Here is a 21,034-nt window from a genome sequence, read left to right as displayed (position 1 = left end):
GATGGAAGAATATGTATGGAATCCAAATTTTGAAAATTTAGATTTATTTCCTCATCACATTTATAATAATTTTGGACTAATTTATCATGGAACCTCAACAATTTATTCAGATGATATTGAAAACAATGGTTTCAGAATAAATCATTTACCTTTTCCTATTGAAGGATTGCGAGAAATAATAAATTTATTGGCAGATTTAGGTGAGCCTTCGGATTATATGCCAAATGATTTCCAATTCAATTTCAATCATGCTGGAGCTATTGAACATTATCTTGCTTCTTCACATGATATTAGTTTTACTATCTCAGGTTATCCTGCATTAAAATTTGCTTCAGGAAGTTCAAAAGGCGGACAAATTGTTGGTAAAATAAAAAATGCATTAAATAGAATCAGGGCGTTGATTAATTTATTACTAAATGAAAATCCTATTGAATTAATTAGAAGACTTGAAAGAATTGAACATATTGATAATGAATGCAATGACATAAGTAATGCTCAAGGAGTTATTTATGTAATTAGACCTTCAATGGAAATAATGGAACAATTATACACTGATCATAAAGTTGTTTTTTCAAGAGAAGCAATACCTGTTGAAAGCATAATTGCAAAATTAACAGTTGATGCCAATTTTGTTTTACCTGAAAATTTCAAAAACCAAAGTGAAAATATAATAAATACGCATTTTTCAAAACCACAAACGATTGGGTTTCATTTTTACAAAAAACAAATGGGTTATGATGATACTGAAGATAATTAAAAATAAATTATGACATTATTCCAACAAAAATTTAAAATTCATCCTGTAGGTCAAGGATTATTTTATTCGGGGCAAATAAATATCCAGCTGCCAAATAATCCAGTTCAAGAATATAAATTCATTTTTGATTGTGGCAGTATGAACAAAGTTAACTGTGCTGATGAAATTGAGGAATACCATAGTGTGTTTTTTCCTGAAAATGATATTTTAGACTTATTGGTCATCTCTCATTTTGACGAAGATCATGTTAATCACATATATAAATTACTAGAAAACAGAAAAGTAAAAAAAATAATCGCCCCTTTTTTAAATTTCAATGAAAGATTTTTATTAGTCTTACGTTGGATTGAACAAAGTGGTTCAATTGGGACGGAGCCTTTATCTTTTTTTACTTTGAACTTACTTCTAGACCCAATAAATACATTATCAACATATTTAGATGATAGTGAAGGGGAAATTGTATTCATAAATTCTGGTCCAGATAAACCTTTTCTTATAGATGATGAATTAGAAAATGAAAATTTTTCAGAAGAATTAAAAGAAGACAAATTAACTCTTGATTTTGGAAAAGATTTATCAACTCTAGAAAGTGAAGATATAGATGAGCTGAAAGCCACAAATATTGAAAAAGCAAAAAAAACAACTGATGCAAATAGACCTACTTTAAAAATAGGAGTCATTCCAATTATGGAATTTTTATTTTATAAGAAACAAATTGGGAATGATGAAAAAGAATTTTATGATGCGGTTTATAAATTATTTATAGAAAAATTCGAAAGTAAATTTGGAGACCCAGAAAATCCAACTATTGGTGAAATAACAGATATAATAAAAACCATTAGAACAGCGACAGAAATTATAAAAATATTTATTAAAGCTAAAGAAGATCTAAATTTCAGTGCTTTTAAAAACACTAAGATTGAAGACCTTAATACTTCAGCTTTATGCTTATTACATAGAAATAAACATTCATTTTATCACTATTTAAGTAAAATATCAAATAGTCATTTATCTTTTGAAAATGATGTTATAAGAATTCAAAAAATTGAAGGTTTAAATGCTTTTTCAAAAGTTAAAACATCAGTTTTACACCATCACAGTTTAAGAAGTTTTCACAATCCGTACCATAGATTTGAAGAATACCCAAATGTATTACTAACTTCAGATTCATTCTTACTACGTGAAGTTGACGTTATTGCTTTTTATAATAAATATAAAAACTATTGGAAGAATTTTTGGTTATTCCAAGTACCACATCATGGCTCATGTAATAATGCTAATGTTACATTATTATCTAAAATACCTCATTATACAATTACATTCATAAATTATGGAGTAATTAAAACATGGGGTGGTAAATGGAGGCATCCATCTCCACAGCTAATATCAGATATTACTGCAACCGGACATTCAAATAATTTGATCCCTGTAAATGAGTTTACAGGGTTAGAATTTGAGTTTATCATAAGAGGATATATAAATTAATAATGCTAAGAGAATTCTATAGAATTTCATCTAAAAAAATTGAATCAACAAAATAAGCCAATTAAAAAAACTACAATAAACTAAACTGAAAAATATAAATACACTAGAAATTTTAATTACCCCAAGTTATGAATCCACTAGAAATTCAATGGATTTTTCAGAAGACGATGAATATGATGGCGACGCTGTATTATTTCAACAAGGATACGATATGGATGTCATTGAAGTACAACCTGGAGATACTTTTGAAATAGATGATGATTGTAAAGGTCAGGTCAACCGCGAAGAAACCCAATACAAGCTCATCAAAATAAAGAAGAGTCGGGAGAGGAACCGAATGAATGGGATGAGGACTACTACCAAGCAGGTGATCCCATAAACTTACCACCGGGTAATTACAAATTTTTAGAGGATGGGATAACTATTGAGGAAATTGCTTGAGAATTGGAAACTTTTGACATAGAATAATAGGTTTAAGAACGAAGATAAAAACATACTATAATGAACAAACATTTATCAATACGCATAGCTTGGCACGATAACAAATGGAACGGAACAGTATGCAACCATCCAGCTCAAAACACCTATTGCAAACATTTACCACGTATCCTATCCGAAAAAAATGATACAGTTGAAGAGCAAAATGCAGGTAAACTTTGGAACGAAATTCAAGACACATTTTTGCCACCTTGCAAAGCCGAAGGTGGTGCCTTTATGAATACGATGGCATACAAACGTACTTTCAATCATCCATATAGTCGACCAAATGGAAAAGAAATACCACATTCTGCATTAAAACCTACTACGTTTACAATACCCCCTTTTAGTAGCTTTGCTGTTCCTTTTTGGTGGATGTTAAAAAACAATCAAAAGGAGTTGCGAGAATCATATCCTGATTTGCCTTATGATGAAAACCCACCATTTACTTCGTCTTGGCTATACACTGCAAAAGCCCAAAATGCTGTACTTCAAAAATTTTTTGACCCGATAAAAGAAAACCATTCTCTCGCAATTTACTATGTCAAAGGGGCTAATCCAATTGATGAAGACTTACGCAGATTAATTGCCGGTATAGGAGTAATTAAGAAAAAATCTTCAACTCTGGAATATGAAACCAAAGAGAATCATACTTTTCCGCTTTGGGACAGATTAATAACTCACGGTATAAATCCAAACGAACCACAAAGTGAAGGAGTGCTTATCCCATACCAAGAATATTTAGACTTACCGGATGATTATTTACACAAAACCAAAGAAGGTAATAAAACAAAACAGGATTTACTGGATGAGATCAAACTCACACTTCAGGATACTGGTAGCAGACAAGAAATAATTGAAGAATTCGCTTATGGTAGTGCCTGGGTAAATGATAGTACGATGTTGATTGTATTATCAAAACTAAGAGCCACAGTTGAGCGCATCAGGGAACATGGAATTGTAAAAGGTCATTGGACAGAAAACTTGATTTGGATCGACAAACAAATCGGGAAAGTAAAAGAAAATATGGGGCCATTCCCGTCTTTTGCCAATGCCTTGATTGCTCTAGGATTTCAATATGCGCATTCCTTGGAATCAGATTTAAGAAACGAAAATAAACTAGATGTAAAAGACAATCCTTGGGACAATTGGGAAGATCTTATTTTTGGAAATACAACATTTTTTGGCAAACCATACAGTAAAGAATTTGTTCATTTCAAGGACATTTGGGCAACTGAAACGCAAGATCGTTTGAACTTGTTGCAGTTATTGTCTCGTTTTGAATTAAGTGAAAAACAAATCAAGAATTGGTTTGATCCTATCTTAAGAAACAGAATGGGTATTACAGTAACTGACAAAGAAATTCTTGAAAACCCATATATCATTGCCGAAGAAGATCTGGGTGATGCAGATCACTACCCAATAGCGGTAGAAACCATTGATAACGGTCTTTTTGAAGATTTTTCTATTCAAGGAGAAAACAGCCCTCCAAAACCTCAATTGGTAGAATCCCCACTTGACAACAGGAGGATAAGAGCTTTAATTTCTAGCATTCTAAAAGTAGCCGCCACAAATGGAGATACTCTTGTTTCAGTTAGTGAAATAACAGAACGCTTAAATTTATTAAATCTGCAGCGGACAACTGTTATACCTACAAATTACATAAAGAGTAGTTTAGATTTTATCAAATTAAAAATAGAACATTTCAATACAGAAGAAATTGAAGCGTTGCAATTAAAAATATATGCCGAAATTGAAAGCTATCTTAGGAAAATATTATTGGCACGAAGTAAAAGGCAATTAGATCCGTTAACAGAAGACTGGGGAAATCTAATCAAAAAAGTAATTCAAAAAAGCGAAATTGATTTTAATCCTAATGATAACAGACATTTAGCTGCTTTAGAAGATCAAGTAACCGCTTTAGAGCAAGTAACAAGTAGAAAATTATCGGTACTTCATGGACCTGCAGGAACAGGAAAAACAACGGTGCTAGGAGCCTTATTCGGAAGTAAAGAATTGATGAAAGAGGGAATATTATTATTGGCTCCAACGGGAAAAGCGAGAGTGAAATTAGGAAAGATGGCAAATGCAGAAGCTTTAACAATTGCACAATTTTTGACCAAACAAAATAGGTTTGATTGGGAGAGAATGAAAATTAAATTTACGGGTTCAGAGAAATATAAAGGCGAACAAAATGTAATTATTGATGAATGTTCAATGCTAACAGAAGAAGATTTATACGGACTTTTGCAGGCATTTGATTTAGCACATATCAAAAGAATAATTCTAGTGGGTGATCCATACCAGCTTCCTCCTATTGGTGCCGGTAGACCATTTGCAGATTTATGCAATTATATTGAATCTATTGAAAGTAGCGATGAAGATAAAGATGCTAAACAATCATTGGCTAGATTAAAAGAAGTGGTGAGAACAGTGCAAGGAGAAAACTCTGATTGTCTTACATTGGCGTCTTGGTACTCTGGATTAAAACCCAGTAAAAATGCCGATTCTGTTTTTTCCAAATTAGGCGACAATGATAGCATGAATGACTTAAGAGTAGAAAACTGGCAAAATGAAAAAGAATTATACAATAAAATAAACCAAACTTTGGTTGAGGTTCTAGGATTAAAAGATGAAAATGATTCCGTTACACTCAATAATTTTTTGGGTATTAATGGCGATAAAATAGATACATCAAAAATTGAAGCTTTTCAAATTCTGACTCCTGTTAAGTCGCCTTTTTGGGGTACTTTTAATCTCAATCAAATTATTCAAAGTCAATTTAGAAAAGACCTAAAAAGCGCTGCTAAAATTGGAGATTATAAAATTGGTCAATACGATAAAGTAATTCAAACAAAAAATGAGAGGAAGGATGCAAATCCAGGCAATCAAAAACACCAAATTTCGAATGGACAATTAGGGGTAGTAAAAGACACAAATAAGGGATATGCTAATGTCGCCTTTGCAGGAATTGAAGAAGCCGTAACTTTTGGTTATAGATCACAAGGACAAACAGAAACTGATGAATCCAATATTGAATTGGCTTATACTATAACGGTACACAAAAGTCAAGGAAGTGATTTTGAATATGTTTTTCTGGTTATTCCTAAAACTGGAAGAATAATCTCTAGAGAATTAATTTATACGGCATTAACTAGGGCAAAACGAAAATTAATTCTATTAATAGAAGGCGACAGTCCGCACTGGATAATCAACCTTTCAAAACCCCAACATTCAGAAACCTCAAAAAGGAATACACATATGTTCAGACCTTCTGTCAGGGAATCAAAATTACATATACCCTACGTTGAAGGCTTGATTCATAAAACAAAAAAAGAAGGTTTATTGGTCAGAAGTAAATCAGAAGTAATCATTTCAAATGAATTGGAATACAGAGAATTACTTTTTGAGTATGAAAGAGAACTTATAGGTAAAAAAGGCCAAAAAAGAATTCCAGATTTCACTTTTATAGATGCTGCAGGTGATATAATCATTTTGGAACATTTAGGTATGTTGTCTGTACCAAGTTACAAAGCGGACTGGGAAAAGAAAAAACAATTCTACGAAGACAATGGCTATCATTTGAATGAAAATCTATTCATTACTACGGAAAGCGAAAAAGGCGGCATTGACTCTAAAGAAATTGAAAGAGTTATTGACAAAATCCAAAATTTATTATAACCAAGTTTACTATGAACATTAAAAATATTCAAAAATATAGAAGTTTTTATAAAAATGAAATTCGTGATCTCCCTACAAGAGATGAAAACTTTATTGGAAATTTTTTATTGGATAAAGAAACTAATAAGAAGAAATTTGGTTGGTTCGAAATTTATCATGGAGACAAAGAAGGTTATGGAAAAGCAGAAGCTGGTATTGAAAACTTTTTACAAAGTTTTTTAGATATGGCTAAAGACGGACAGGCTGTTTACGAGTTTCTACAAAATGCTGTAGATGCAGGTAGTACTCATTACACTATGGTTTGGGGTGAAGATCCAATTGATAACAACCATTACTTATTAGTTGCCAACAATGGCAAAATGTTCGATTTAAACAGTGTGCGCTCTATTCTAAATGTTGGTTCTTCTACAAAAACAGCCGATAGCCAAACTATTGGTAAATTTGGTATTGGTTTCAAATTAGCTCATCGCTTGGTAGGTAAAGACAACGGTTTACAAGAGTTAATAAATGAAAATTCAGGTCCATTATTATTTAGTTGGAATAACTACGAAATACAAAACCTTGCTAATGGGAGCAGTCCTTTACCTAGTGATATTGTTATTTCAACTAGCAAAGATGGATATATAAATTTAGATGACAATAATCCTTGGTTATTCAAAATACTAATAACGTGCTTTCCTTGCTTACCTGAGAATGATCATGTGGTGGAATTACCTAAAATGGCAAATGGTATTCAAGCAACAAAAACACCATTTAGCAAAAAAGAATACGAAGTATTATCACGTTGGGTAAAAAACAACCAAAGCATACTTAACCAAGAAACATACAATGAGGGTTCTTTATTTTTTATCAAATTAGGATCTGGAAAAGAAACAGAACTAGCCGAAAATAACTTAAAAGAAGGTGTGAAATTTGCCCTGGCCATTTTAAAAGAAACTACGGATAGTGAAATCAAAAAAGAAAAAATTCTACACACCGTACAGTTAAATAAAGAAGAGCCTATAACCTATCCTGATTTAGAATACATTAAACTTTCGGTCGACAAAAAAGCAGAGATAGATACCTATGCTTACATCCGTTTTGGAGTTGATAAATACGATGATTTAATACCCGAGCAAAAAAAGAAAATTGCAGATGAAGCTGATATTGAAGCTTTATTTGGCTTTAGAAAACACAATGAAATAAAAGATTATTTTAAAGGTGCTCCGAACCTATATTTATACTTTCCCCTTTCAGAGGAAGTACATAATTTCAATTATATACTACACTCCAATGCCTTTTATAAAGGTAGTTCACGTACATTTTTACACAAAGGCAGCAGTAAAGAAGATGGTATTAATGAACGTCTTTTAAAAACTATAGTTGCTAAAATTGACATAATATTCCAAGAACTTTCATCGTCAACAATGTTAAGTGATAGAAAACTATTTCTAAATTTTTATGCTGCTTTACTAACTTCTAGCAAAAGTTCAAATCAAGACAGAATTTGGATTGAAGTGCCATATATTGATCCAATTGATGAATTACTTAAGAAATATATACCTGTTCGTAAATCATTAAATAATGACGATTTTGAAATTACCAATAATTATGAAGAAGTATTCATAAAAAAGACAAAAATTGAAATAGATTCCGTAGTCTGGAAATTAGAGAATGTAAATTGGTTTTACTGGGGTGATGATGCGGAAAATAGTATTCAATTAAATGCTGGTTTAAAATTGGGTGTAAAAGAATTTACCATTTACAATCTTTTTTCAGCAAACGAAACCATTAGTGATTATCTCAATAACTGGTTAAACAGTGATATTAAAAAAATACAGAATATACTCATTGAAATAAGCTTACTAGATACTGATGTTGTAAAAGAGCCTACTTTTAAAAAGAACTTATTTAACACAAAGCTCTTAAATTTTAATAATAATGAAATTCTAACCATCAATGAGTTTCAGGAAAAAGAAAAGAATGGTTACTTTATTGTTTTTAATAAACTTAACGACATAAAAGACTTACTTCAAAAGTTGAATTTAAAATATACAACCCTAAATTTTGATGATTACAGTTTCAATCCTAAATACTTTAGTCTTTTTGCTAACGATTCTCAAGTAAGAAGCTATAGTATCCTTACAAAACTATTTAGTCAGGTAATAGAAGATGAAAAGCTAAATTCACTTAACAAAACAGAAAAAAATAGGATTTTCGAAGCTTTCAGAACTTTAAATGATAATCCTGGAGAAAGAATTGGGGAACTAAAATTGTTTAACAACAACAGTAATTTACCGGTTTGTTTTAAAAATTTATATTCAAGTTCAACAGTTGCTTGGCTTAATAAATTTTGCATTAATAGTACTGAAAATAATACAGATTACAAAAAGTACCTTTTAGATAAAACGGAAGATATTTATCAATTCATCGTATTTCCATTTTGGAGGCAAATTGCCAATTATATTACCGCAAATCCATCAAAGGAAAAAGAGATATTAGATGATATCGTAAGTGTTTATACGAAAAGTACTTGGGCGGAAAAACATCAAAACCTATTAGAACATCAAAACCTAATTATTTACCAGGCTGATGTAATTGAATCAGACGAAATATTTTATAACAAAGAGCTATTAACACTTTCAGATGAGGTATATAAAAGTATCCAGAACACGGCATTTACTTATTTTGAGGTGCATATTCCAGATAAGCCTTTAGTACCGTATTTAAATGAACCTCCTTTTTCTTTTACATCTACAACAATAGACCCATTAATAGAAGATAAGACTACAACTTTACATCATCTTAATGACTTATTGTTATTATCAAAAATATGTAACATTGATTTCTTTAGTAGTAATTGTATCATTTCAATTAATGATGTTTACTCCATAGATTCATCTTCAGGTAAAAAGCAAATTGCCACTTCTAAATCTGCAATTGTAAAATACATTGATTCTTACCATCCTAGCGAATATGTTTTAATTCCTGATACTTTAAATTTTTATAAAAGTAAAGTCGAATTATCAGACAGTAAACTTGTAGAACATTTAATTGATAGATTTTCCGAAGATGATAATAAACAAGAATTAGATCTAGTTGAAATAGTAGTGGCTGAACGCTTTGAAGATAAAAAAGCTCTACTTGAATTATTAAATTATGCGAAACTTGATGCAACTTGGAAAGAAGAAAGATCAAATGAATTATATCTTAAAATTTTAAAGGAAGTAGTTGAAGGTGATATTACACCGGAAGAATTAAATACAATTCATAAAAAAATAATAATCAATAAAGGGGAAGATGAGATACTAATTGGAAATATTGATAGTGCACACGATTCTATTGAAGTAGTGAGAGGAGAAAAGAAAATTATTTTATCGCAATCCCAAATATTAAATCTTGAAAATGCCGAAAACATCAAGTTAATTCAAGAATTTCATGATGAAGCGAAGAAAAGAGATTTAGTTACCCAAAAAACAGCTGATAAACTATTTAAAGTTTCTAATACAGGTATCACAAATGATTTGGTTGATAAGTTCAATGCAAATTTGAATGACGAACAGTTAGAAAATGCACATCAATTGCTTTTTGTTTTATTATCCGATAAATTTAAAAAGGAAGAATTCAAGAATTACACTTTAAAGTCTCAAAATGGAACTTGGTACAAGTTAGAAAAGCAGATAATCATTTATAACGATGAAAATTCAAACTTTGTAAATCCTACTTATGTTATAAATGAAAGCTATTATAATTTGCAATCCTTATTACAACTTAGTGATTTGGAAGTTTTTAGTTATGGAAAAAATGAAGATGATATAATAGCTCCACGTTTCTTATTTGTTAAAGGATGTAATTCAGGTATATTGGAAAGTACTGAATCAATTAATGAAAAAATGAATTATTTACATCAAGGATGGAAAAATCTTGTTTCTACAATCAGAGAAAATAAACCAAAAGAAACTTGGGATGATTTTTTAACTATTTCGCCAAATCAATTTGTTTTAAATGGTATTCAGATAGAAGAAGAATTATTACCAGCTGATTATATTGGCTGGTATCAAAATGACAAAAATAAGGAAGAGTTTTTAAAAGCAATTGGATTAAATACAAATGAAAGTTTTATTCAAAAAATCAGAAAATTTCTTTTGTGTGATGCAAAAGATTATTCTAGTGAAATCGAGATAAAAAAATTTAACAATTCTCTCCTTTTAAATACTATTAATGGTTTGGCTGGAGATTTTAAAAATTTAAATAACAAACCAGTCATTTATAATGAAGAAAAACATTGTTCACAATTATTACTAATTGATGAAATAATAAATCACTTAATTAGTAAAGAAGTAGAACAGTATCCTGTTGTAGTTTACAATACAGCAACTTCGTTTAAAGTTTTAAAATCCAAGGAGGAAATAGTTTATTTAATTAATGAAATCCTGCATTGCAAGCTAAAAGCAGCAAATGAAAATAATTTATGCCTATTATACAATGAATATAATATTTTAAAACATTCCCCACTCCTGGATTCAAGTATTGCAGAAAATTGTGATGTATTACAGTTTGAAAAAACATTTGTTCCAAGTAATAATATATCTGAACACGACGAACCTTTTTATCATAGCTGGAAAGCAGAAAATAATATAAAACTTTTCAGAGAAAATGATTTACAATATGACTTGTCAATTATGATAAATGATGAATCAACAATAATTGGCAGAGTTTCAGAAGGTTTGTTCCATGTTAATGACAATACTGAAAGTTTTCAAGAAATATTTTACAATAAAAATACTTCATTGGAGGAATTAAGTATAGCTATTCGTGAAGTTGATAAAAAATTATCCGAAACTTTAGATGAGTTGGTTAACAAAAAAAATATAATGTTAACAAGCATCTATAATGCATTAAATTCTGCCGGCAAGAATGAAGTCAAAAGTTCGCATTTAGAAGCACTGGAATCAGCTTTTAAAGAGGAAAATTTAAAACAAGAACGTAAAGAATTAATAGATAGTATCAAATTAAATGTAGATTACTCATACACTTGGTTTGAAGCATACTTGAAATTTTTATTAACATTTGAAAGTAAGCAAAGTACAATCACTCAAAAAACAATTACTTTTCAAGAAATAAAAAGATACATAATTGATTTTGAATTATCTAATAAGTATTTTCTACTATGTGGAGCAAGTTCGTTAATACCATTAAATATTGAAGACTTTGAAGATTTCAAAATAACATTAGTTATTAAAAATCGTAAAAATGAAAAAATTATTGTCGAAGGTATTTCCAAAAGAGGACAGGATTTATTGATCTTTTGTAGAGAGCCAATTTCTCAATCCATCATTGAATCTTTCAATGACGTAATACAGGTAAAAATAAGTTACTCTCCTGTGATTGATTTACTAGAACGATTATACAAAGCATTCATTAATAGAAAAAATATAGATGAATGGAATGATATTAATGATGCTCTTCCTAGTTTAGAGTTTATATATGGCCCTCCTGGAACTGGAAAAACCACAACTCTTTGTAGCAGAATTATTGATGGCATAAAAGAAAAAAGCGATGCAAAATATCTAATTCTTACACCCACGAATAAAGCGGCTGACGTATTATGTAAAAAACTTTTGATACGTTCAAATAATCCATCAGATACAATCAACTCAAAGCTAAAAGAGTTAGATAGCCTTGTCAAATCAATTACAATTTCTAGAGTTGGTAAGCCTACAGATCCAGTACTTGAAAATTTAGATGAGGATATTTATCAAGATTCTTTGAATATGAGACAATTGGAATATACTAATATTTTGGCGTCAACTATACATCGTATCCCTTATTTTGAAATAATCGACGAAGATGAAGATTGCAATATCAAACTTTTTAAATTACATGATTACTGGGATTATGTTGTATTTGATGAGGCTTCTATGACAAATTTACCATATTTAGTTTTTGCAATTATGGCAATTTATAAGTTTAATCCAAATGCAAAATTCATTATTGCTGGTGACCCAAAACAAATCCCTCCAGTAGTTGACGTAAACGATAAAGACTTAGAAGAATTAGATATTCAGGATGAAAATATATACACAATGATGAATATCGATAGTTTTAAAAGTTGTGAGCAAATTTTAAGACCTAATGATAAAATTTTAAATCTTGATAGACAGTATAGAAGTATCGGTAAAATCGGACAATTATTTAGTGATTTAGCCTATAGTAATTTATTAAAACACGATAGAGAAGAAAACAATAATAATGCTAAATTACTACCTGAGACTTTCAAAAAAATAATCAATAATAATGTAACTTTCATTGATATTCCTTTAGACGTTGACAATTCTATATATAGTATCAATAAACTATTATACAGTTCATACCACATCTATAGTGCAATTTTTGTCACAGAATTAATTAAACATTTTGATTCCCTTTTAATTGAAAAAGAGGATTGGTCTATTGGTTTAATCGCACCATATAAAGCCCAAGCAATTTTGTTAAATAAATTAATTACTTCTTTTGGTATTTCTGAAAAAATTAAAATTTACTCAGACACAGTTCACGGATTTCAAGGAGATGAGTGTGACATAGTATTTTTTATTTCAAATCCAAATAACTATAAATATTCAGGACATAAAAAGTGTTTACTTTCTAAAGAATACATTTACAATGTTGCCATCAGTAGAGCTAGAGATTATCTAATAATTCTTCATCCTTTTAATGCTATTAAAGACAATTATTATATTAATAAAATTACATCATCATATAGCAGAAATTTTGAAATTCCAATTATTAGACAATCATCAGAATTTGAAAAAATCATTTTTCATGAAAAAGACTTTATTAGAAAAAATAGTTATATAACAGGGCACGATAACATTAACGTATTCGGTCAAGTAGAAATGAAGTATTTTATTAAAGCCAATGAAAATGCTATTGATATTCAGTTAAGAAAATTGAATGGATAAATGGAATTTAAAAATATGAGCTATTATACATACGAGCCCATTATGTATGTTTTTCCAAAGTTTATTGGCATTTCTTTTTTGGAAGAAGTTATAAAAGTAAACCAATACGAATCAATAACGAAACACACATTTTTTCCCACACTATAAGAATCAAATTCCCATTTTCTTGAAATTCCCCAGCTATTTCTCGATTTTTTTTTCTACATTTACAGAGGTTAATAGACCCAAGAATTTTAAGAGTAACCTATTAGTGCCCTTCTTTTTTTGACATAACATAACATCCAGTGTTTACTGGTGCTTACGATACAGGTGGCGGAGCCTCTTTCTCCGCCAGTATTTAAACCCGAACGAAAGTTTCGGGTTTTTTGTTTTTATGCTGTTCGAGTTTTGTTTCTTTTGATTGTATGAAATATAATGGATCAGTTGCTAAAGCAAAAGATAAACCAAAATGACAATCAATTTTAGGATGAGACACAACAAAAAAGAAGCTGCCTCATAAATCAAGAAGCAGCCTCTTATGTTTTGTAAAGAGAACTCTAATTTAATTTCTAATATAAATAATTAAGAGCTGTAACATCATTAGCATTGAAAGCTCCTGTTTCATTAGAACTGAAACATGCTCTCATATAAGAAGTCGCATCATATCCTGAAGGAGTTCCTGGGATCAGAATTGCTCCAACACCAGCTGTTCCTTCATTTGAATTTTGTCCACAACTTTGACGGCTAAACCAGTCAGTATGACGTAAACCGATACAGTGACCTATTTCATGTGCGGCTACATGCGCATTTACACCTACTGAATAAGTATCCAATCCAGAATATAATGTTACTGAATTATAAGGGGCTCCTCCAGAAGGGAAACCAGCTACTCCTCCAGCAGATCCAATCTGTCTTCTTACAACAATGTTTGCACCCGCGGTACTTGAACTAAAGGTTAGTGTAAACTTAATAGTTAATCCTAAATTATTGTATCTATTTATTGCTGCTTGTAATCCAGCAACCATATTTGGAGACAGAGCTGTAGTACCAGTTCCTGATAATCCAACAACTTTAATAGTTTTTGGAGTAGATACTAAATTGGTAGTACGGTATTGTTCTGTTGTAATACCTCCATGAAGATCCATTTTGTTTAATTGATCTTCTGTCATGACAATACATCCTTCAATCAAGAATGCATCTTCAGTAGTGCCATCTAACGTAGTATTTTTAATCACTTTAACATCTGTGCTATTTAGTGAAAGTGCTCTAATTTTATTTAACACATCTGGTGTTACTTTAAGAGCTTCTTGATTTGATTGATTAGACTCGTCTTCTTTGTTGCATGATACTAGCATTAGTGCTATAAATGCCAAGGCTAAAATTGATTTAATTGTTTTCATTTGATAGTTTTTGGGGTTAGTTTAATAGGTTGATTTATAAGGGCTTTACAAAACATTAGTGCTATTTATTATCAAATTTATATAAATTTAATCAATAAAATACTTACAAAAATATCGATTTAACAAATTTGATGTTTTTTGTTAAATTATTTTACATGTGTTTTTAGTAATAATTATCTGATTATCATTGTGAGCCCAGTAAAATTAATAATTGAGTAAAAATCAGTTAGTTATGAAGGATAATATCGAATGCTATTTTAAATATTTTATTTTGTTTAGTAAGTGTTAAAAATGATTTTACAATTTCAGATAACATTTAAAATACAAACAGGGTTGTAAAAAGAGAATATTACTCTTACAGACTTTGAGGATTTTGAATGAAATAAAAACTCATAAATGTTTTACAAATAATTTAATAACTTTGACTTAATTAGAAGAGATAAATGTTTAAAATAGAAATCATTATGAATGAATTTTATCTAAGTTAAGAAGTAATAGACGGTCACAATAATCATTTTTTTGTCTAACATTGATGAAAATTGTTAGCACTATCCCTAATAAATACAGTAAATGAAGACACAAATTACTTTTCTCTTATTTATGATAACGGCAATCAGCTTTTCTCAAAGTTCTGAAAAATGGAAACAATACATAAAAAAAGAAAATGGGAGAAAATTTGAGAAATATTATTTTACTACTTTAGAAAATGCACATCATAACAAATACAAGATTGTAAAAAAATTGGATAATGCTTTTTGTATTGTTGAAAGCGAAAGTTTGCGATCTAACCATCCCTTAAAAAAAGGAGTTCCTGCTAATGATTTATGGAAGTTACCATCAAATTTTTCAAACCACAAAGAGGATAAGCAATATGTTATAGCAACAGATACTATAGAATCGTTAATTACTGACTTAAAATTAATGAATATTTCTGATATCAAAATAGTAGGTGCCAATCTTGTAATTATAAAAAGTGATTCCAGAAAAATTATTGATGAGATTATATCTTTGAGCAGTGTATCTTCTATTTCACAAGAATCGTTACAACCTAAAGGGGAGTCTAAAATAATAGATCAAAATTTTAGTATCAATTACATAAATAAAGCTCATGCTAATTTTTCTCTTTTAACTGGCGAGAATCAAATTGTAGCTATCAAAGATGATTTTTTTGATCTAAATGATATCGATCTATTAAGTAAGTACATTCCTTCGGCTACGCAATCGGCTACTGTATCAAGCCACGCAACGGCTATGGCGACTATAGTTTCTGGATTAGGAAATAGTTCTGTCTTAGGAAAAGGAGTTGCTCAAAAGGCTAAGATACTATCATCTGACTTTTTGAATATCTACCCAGATGAAGTAGCAACTTTGCAAGGTGCTACCACTCAAAATCATTCTTATGGGACAGTGATTGAGAATTTTTATGGTTCGCTAGCTAATGCTTATGATTTTCAATTATTTTTAAATACTGATTTGACTCATTGTTTTTCATCTGGTAATAGTGGACTTGAAGGTTATAAATCTATTACAGGTAATTTTAAGCAATCCAAAAATAGTATCATGTTGGGCTGCATTGACCAGAACGAAGTAATTATGCCGTTTTCTTCAAAAGGACCAGCTTACGATGGACGAATAAAACCAGAGTTAGTAGCTTTTAGTACACAAGGAACTTCAAATTCTACAGCATTAGCTACAGGAATTATTACTCTTATGAAACAGCATTATAAAACCATAAACAATATCTCTATAACTAATGCCTTAACAAAAGCAATTTTAATTAATAGCGCAAAAGATTTAGGAAACATTGGTCCAGATTTCACCTATGGCTATGGTAATATAAATGCGGATAAATGTCTAAAAACTATCAGTGAAAATAGAATTATATCTGGTAATTTGATATCTGGTCAAACCAATTCACATAATATTACCCTTCCATCAAATGCAAAAAACTTGAAAATTACATTAGTTTGGAATGATTTACCAGCTGCAATCAATAGTAATATAAGCTTAATAAATGATTTAGATATAGAAGTTATTTCGGGTGATAGCACTATTTTTTTACCATGGATTCTTAATCCTGATGCTCCTCAAGAACAAGCTAAAAGAGGAAAAGATAAACTTAATAATATAGAGCAAGTGACTATTGAAAATCCCACTTCCGGATCTTATAATATTGCTGTTATTGGTGCTTATGTCTCAAATACATCTCAGGATTATAGCATTGCCTACGAATATGAATTGGAAAATCAATTTGAATGGAATTACCCTGTTAGTAATGATAATTTCCCCTATGATGGTACAACTATTTCTCCTTTCAAATGGAATTCTTCATTTTCGGGAACCTCTGGTCAATTGTCTGTTAGTTATAATAACGGACAGACTTGGGAAATTATCGCTAATGATATAAATCTAGATAACAAACAATTTACTTATACTCCTACAGAAAAAAAATTCTCAAAAGCAAAATTAAAAATGACCATTGATAAGGTTGATTATATCTCTGATAGTTTTACGATTTCTTATGATTTAAATATCAATACTAGTTTAGTTTGTGATGGCACAACAGAAATTAATTGGGACAAACCTACCGATGTTGTTTTGTTTAATATTTATCAACTGATAAACGATCATCTTGAGTTTAAAGAACAAACAGCAAACGTTAATTATACGTATACTGATGGAAAAATTCACACCGTTACACCAGTATTTGACAATGGCGAAGGAATAAAAAGTGAGTCAACATTGCAGCATGATCAAAATTCAAATTGTTATTTCGAATTGATTTTGGCAGAAGTTTATGAAGAGGACAAAGTGAAAGTTAGTGCCAGTCTTTTTAGCTTGTACAATATCAAAAGAATAGAGTTAGTGAAAATAATTACTTCTACCGAAACTGTTATTAGTACAATAAATGATATTAATTCAAAAACATTCTCTTTTTTAGATACTGCGCCGATAAAAGGCAGTAATAAGTATAAAATAAATATAATTTTAGAAAACAATAATGTAGTGAGTTCCCTAATTGTGGATGCTAATTATTTAGGGAATGATTTGTTTTATGTTCACCCCACGCTATTAAGCAAAGACAAAGAATTAACTATTGAAGCTAAAAAAGAGGAAAACGCTATTTTCTATTTGTACAATATTAGTGGACAAAATGCGATTACTTCTCCATTGCTTTCTAAAACCAATAACATTAACCTAAAAAATATTGCCTCAGGGATTTATATCTATAAAATAATAACAAGTTTAGGTGGAATACAAACTGATAAAATTGCAGTTTTTTAAAAATCTAAGAATAGTCATTTTAGTTTTTGTGTATTATGTTAAAATCACGTATTACTACCTAGTATCATATTTTTCTTATTTTTTATATTGCAGTAATCAAATCTACAACCTATAATTATATGCAAAACGAATTATCAAAAAAGGCAGCTATTGATTGCGAGGCCAATCCTGCTTCATCCCTCAAGAAAATGTTTATCGATACGACTATGGGAAATCGTATCATTGCCGGACAATGCCCCGTACGCAGAGGTGTATTCCTTAAGCCTCATGGCGTTGCCAAAGCAGATTTTATTATGATGCCGGGATTACCACCAGAATACAAAGTAGGAATCTTTGCTCATGACCATTTTGAAGCTTGGGTGCGTTTTTCAAGCGATACTGTTCCTCATGCCCCTGATATGAAGACTACGGTAGGAATAGGAATCAAGCTGTTTGGAGTATCAGGTAAAAAGTTATTGGAATCCAGCGAAAATGCTACTACTGCGGACTTTATTTTACAAAATATGAATGTATTTTTTGTAGATAATGCTACAGAAATGTGCAAGTTTACCAAGGCGGGAGTAGTCGATCACGATTATAATCTGTATTTAAAAGATCATCCTGAAACTGAACGAATTTTGGATGAAATGCAAAAAGTAGTCTCTAGTTGCCTAACTACGCCTTACTGGAGCGGGCTTCCTTATTCTTTTGGAGAAAATTCTTTTGTAAAATACAAATTGGAACCAATCGATCCTCCTTTTAGTACACCACCATCTCAAAACTCAGCAGATTATCTACAAGCTGATCTACAAGCTCGTCTGAATATGGGAGAAGCACAGTTTAGATTTATGGTTCAATTTCGTAAAGATCCTGAAAAAATGCCATTGGATAAAGCAATGACTCCTTGGGATGAAACAGAATCTGTTCCAGTTCACATCGCTACACTCGTTATTCATAAACAAGATATAACGAATCAAGGACAAGAACAATATGGAGAGAATCTTTCTTTTAATCCGTGGCGTACTTTAGAAGCGCATAAACCGCAAGGTACTATTAGTGATGCTCGTAAAATTGTATATGAGGCTGGAGCAGAGTTAAGACGTTTTAAAAATGGTGTTCCAGCTGTAGAACCAATTGTACCAAGACAATTAAACAACCAATAAGCTAGCATTATGGATACTAAAAATATAAAAAAAGTAGCAATTTATCCGGCAATAGGAATAGCAAGAATTGGAAATTCTCCTGAATATTTTCTGGCCTCTGATTTACCAGGCGTAGCACCAGTTGCTGAAGACGGTTTTAAAGACGGTGATAATTTATTTAAAAAACAGGTGCCTTTATTCCGTATTTATGCTTTGGATGAAAATGACAATCCACTTTATGAAATTAATATGGATACTGCAGCTGATGTAAATATCGAATGGAATGTGCATGTAGCCAATAGAAAAGCAGCATGGTATCAGTTTAATAATGCTTTGGATTTAGGAGAATATAGTATTCCGAGTTTGAAACGTAACGGAGGTATTACAGGGGTAGAAAGAGATCAGTTTGTTATTGATCCAGGGCCTAGAACAATTAGTGGTAAGGATATGTCCGGAAAAGAATATCAGTTGGATACTGGAAAATTCTTCGATAAGGAAGTTTCTTTGGGAGAGTTAAAAACAGATGACAAAGGACGCTTGTTATTTTTTGGCGGTGATGGAAATAGTGAATCTCGACTTAATATTCGTGCCATAACTTTTGCTAATAACGACGACTGGCATGATGATACTTCGGATGGTGTTGTAAGAGCTAAAGTAACCATAGGCGGGCAAACATTTGACGCTAAGCCTGCTGTTGTTGCTTGTACGCCACCAAATTTTGGACAAGGATTATTTCCTGTGGTAAGTATGCTGGATGTGGTTCAGGATTTGTATTTAAAGGAAGGCTGGATAGCTCCAAAAGGAACAGTAAATTTTTATGAAGATATCTACCCAATATTATCTCGAATGAGTACTACGCAATGGGTTAATGAAGGTTTCTTTGTATTGTTTGGCACTGATTCTCCAAGTGATTTTAATAATCCAGAGTTCGTTAGCCAGTTAGAAAATCCGGGGACTCAATTTGAATCAGAAAGAAAACGAGTATTTGAATGGTTTAGAGACCACCAATCAAATGAATATGAACCAACCAAATTACCTCCTCATTATGGTGATTTATTTGGTGACTATGAAGATTTACCAGCTGTTGATTTATCAGTAACAGCTACCCAATATGAGATGCTACGCTTATGGTCTGAAGGCAATTTTGTTACAGGAAAACCAAAAGAAATTGTCCCATTTGAAGAATTATCAGCAAGCGAACAGGTTGATGCTTTATTAAAAGCTCCGTTAGAAGAATGTTTAGGAGGTCCTTTTCATCCCGGAATTGAGATTACATGGCCATTCCGACACCTTATGATGTGGGACGAACCTTTCCGCTTAAAAGTTTTATCAGAAAACGAAAAAGTAAGAGATGATTATGGAGGTATTATCACTTCGGAAATTGCTTTGTCAGAAAACGGACCATTAGACGGAACGGGTCCTGGATCACTTACACGTTGGCTGGGCGTGCCTTGGCAGACAGATGAAGCTAGTTGTATGTCGGGCTATGATGTAACTCTTTATTTACCATTGCCTTCATTTTGGTCAGTAAGAGTTCCTAATACTATATTATCAATGGATAGTTATGACCGATTGAAATCGACAACAACTAATGAGGGGCAGAAGCTAAAACATTTCTCTTATCGTGTGGATTGGATGCGTGACTTTACTTCAAACTATGTACCGCGTATTAATAATATGGTTGCCAAATGGCATCAGTTGGGTATTATTACCAAACAGGAACTTGATACTCAATCGCAATTTTTACCAGATACTTTGTGGGTAGAAACCGATCGAGAAGGACCAGTAGGTATTGATCCAACTTTGGAACAGGTAAAACATGCCGAAAGAGAAGCTACTATAAGTGCCCGATTATTAAAAGCAGCACCGCGTGAAAGTCATCCATTAAAACGACACGAATTATAGCAA

The 21,034-nt window shown here is 31.1% G+C and carries 9 protein-coding genes; 8 read left to right on the top strand and 1 reads right to left on the bottom strand.

Annotated elements, in window-relative coordinates:
• Position 1: 1 nt before the first annotated feature.
• The 5 genes from OIU80_RS12135 to OIU80_RS12115 all read left to right on the top strand — a co-directional run bounded on the left by OIU80_RS12135 (position 2) and on the right by OIU80_RS12115 (position 13,341).
• Positions 2-757 (top strand): hypothetical protein, encoded by a 756-nt coding sequence (locus OIU80_RS12135; protein WP_264287269.1) that lies wholly within the window; start codon positions 2-4, stop codon positions 755-757.
• Between the two features lie 9 nt (positions 758-766).
• Positions 767-2,242 carry a ComEC/Rec2 family competence protein gene (locus OIU80_RS12130; RefSeq protein ID WP_264287268.1) on the top strand — a complete coding sequence of 492 codons (1,476 nt, stop codon included), beginning with the start codon at positions 767-769 and terminating at the stop codon, positions 2,240-2,242.
• A 148-nt stretch (positions 2,243-2,390) separates the two neighbouring features.
• Positions 2,391-2,621: a hypothetical protein gene (locus tag OIU80_RS12125; protein WP_264287267.1), complete on the top strand. Its 231-nt coding sequence runs from the start codon at positions 2,391-2,393 to the stop codon at positions 2,619-2,621.
• Positions 2,622-2,743: 122 nt separating this feature from the next.
• Positions 2,744-6,400: an ATP-dependent RecD-like DNA helicase gene (locus OIU80_RS12120; RefSeq protein WP_264287266.1), complete on the top strand. Its 3,657-nt coding sequence runs from the start codon at positions 2,744-2,746 to the stop codon at positions 6,398-6,400.
• Between the two features lie 11 nt (positions 6,401-6,411).
• A complete protein-coding gene (locus OIU80_RS12115) occupies positions 6,412-13,341 on the top strand; it encodes an AAA domain-containing protein (RefSeq protein WP_264287265.1) in 6,930 nt (2,309 codons plus the stop codon).
• Positions 13,342-13,889: 548 nt separating this feature from the next.
• Here the strand turns inward: OIU80_RS12115 and OIU80_RS12110 are convergent.
• On the bottom strand, positions 13,890-14,720 hold the full coding sequence (locus OIU80_RS12110) for a M57 family metalloprotease (protein ID WP_264287264.1): 831 nt from the start codon (positions 14,718-14,720) through the stop codon (positions 13,890-13,892).
• A gap of 570 nt (positions 14,721-15,290) precedes the next feature.
• Here OIU80_RS12110 and OIU80_RS12105 point away from each other — a divergent pair.
• From OIU80_RS12105 to OIU80_RS12095, 3 genes are all read left to right on the top strand, one after another.
• Positions 15,291-18,005, top strand: coding sequence for a S8 family serine peptidase (locus tag OIU80_RS12105; RefSeq protein ID WP_264287263.1), 2,715 nt, complete (start codon positions 15,291-15,293; stop codon positions 18,003-18,005).
• Between the two features lie 119 nt (positions 18,006-18,124).
• Positions 18,125-19,147, top strand: coding sequence for a catalase family protein (locus OIU80_RS12100; RefSeq protein WP_264287262.1), 1,023 nt, complete (start codon positions 18,125-18,127; stop codon positions 19,145-19,147).
• A 9-nt stretch (positions 19,148-19,156) separates the two neighbouring features.
• A complete protein-coding gene (locus OIU80_RS12095; protein ID WP_264287261.1) occupies positions 19,157-21,031 on the top strand; it encodes a LodA/GoxA family CTQ-dependent oxidase in 1,875 nt (624 codons plus the stop codon).
• Positions 21,032-21,034 lie beyond the last annotated feature (3 nt).

It is taken from the genome of Flavobacterium frigoritolerans (assembly GCF_025847275.1).
In the GTDB taxonomy this organism is placed as follows: domain Bacteria; phylum Bacteroidota; class Bacteroidia; order Flavobacteriales; family Flavobacteriaceae; genus Flavobacterium; species Flavobacterium frigoritolerans.
This window is presented reverse-complemented; position numbering and strand designations above follow the sequence as displayed.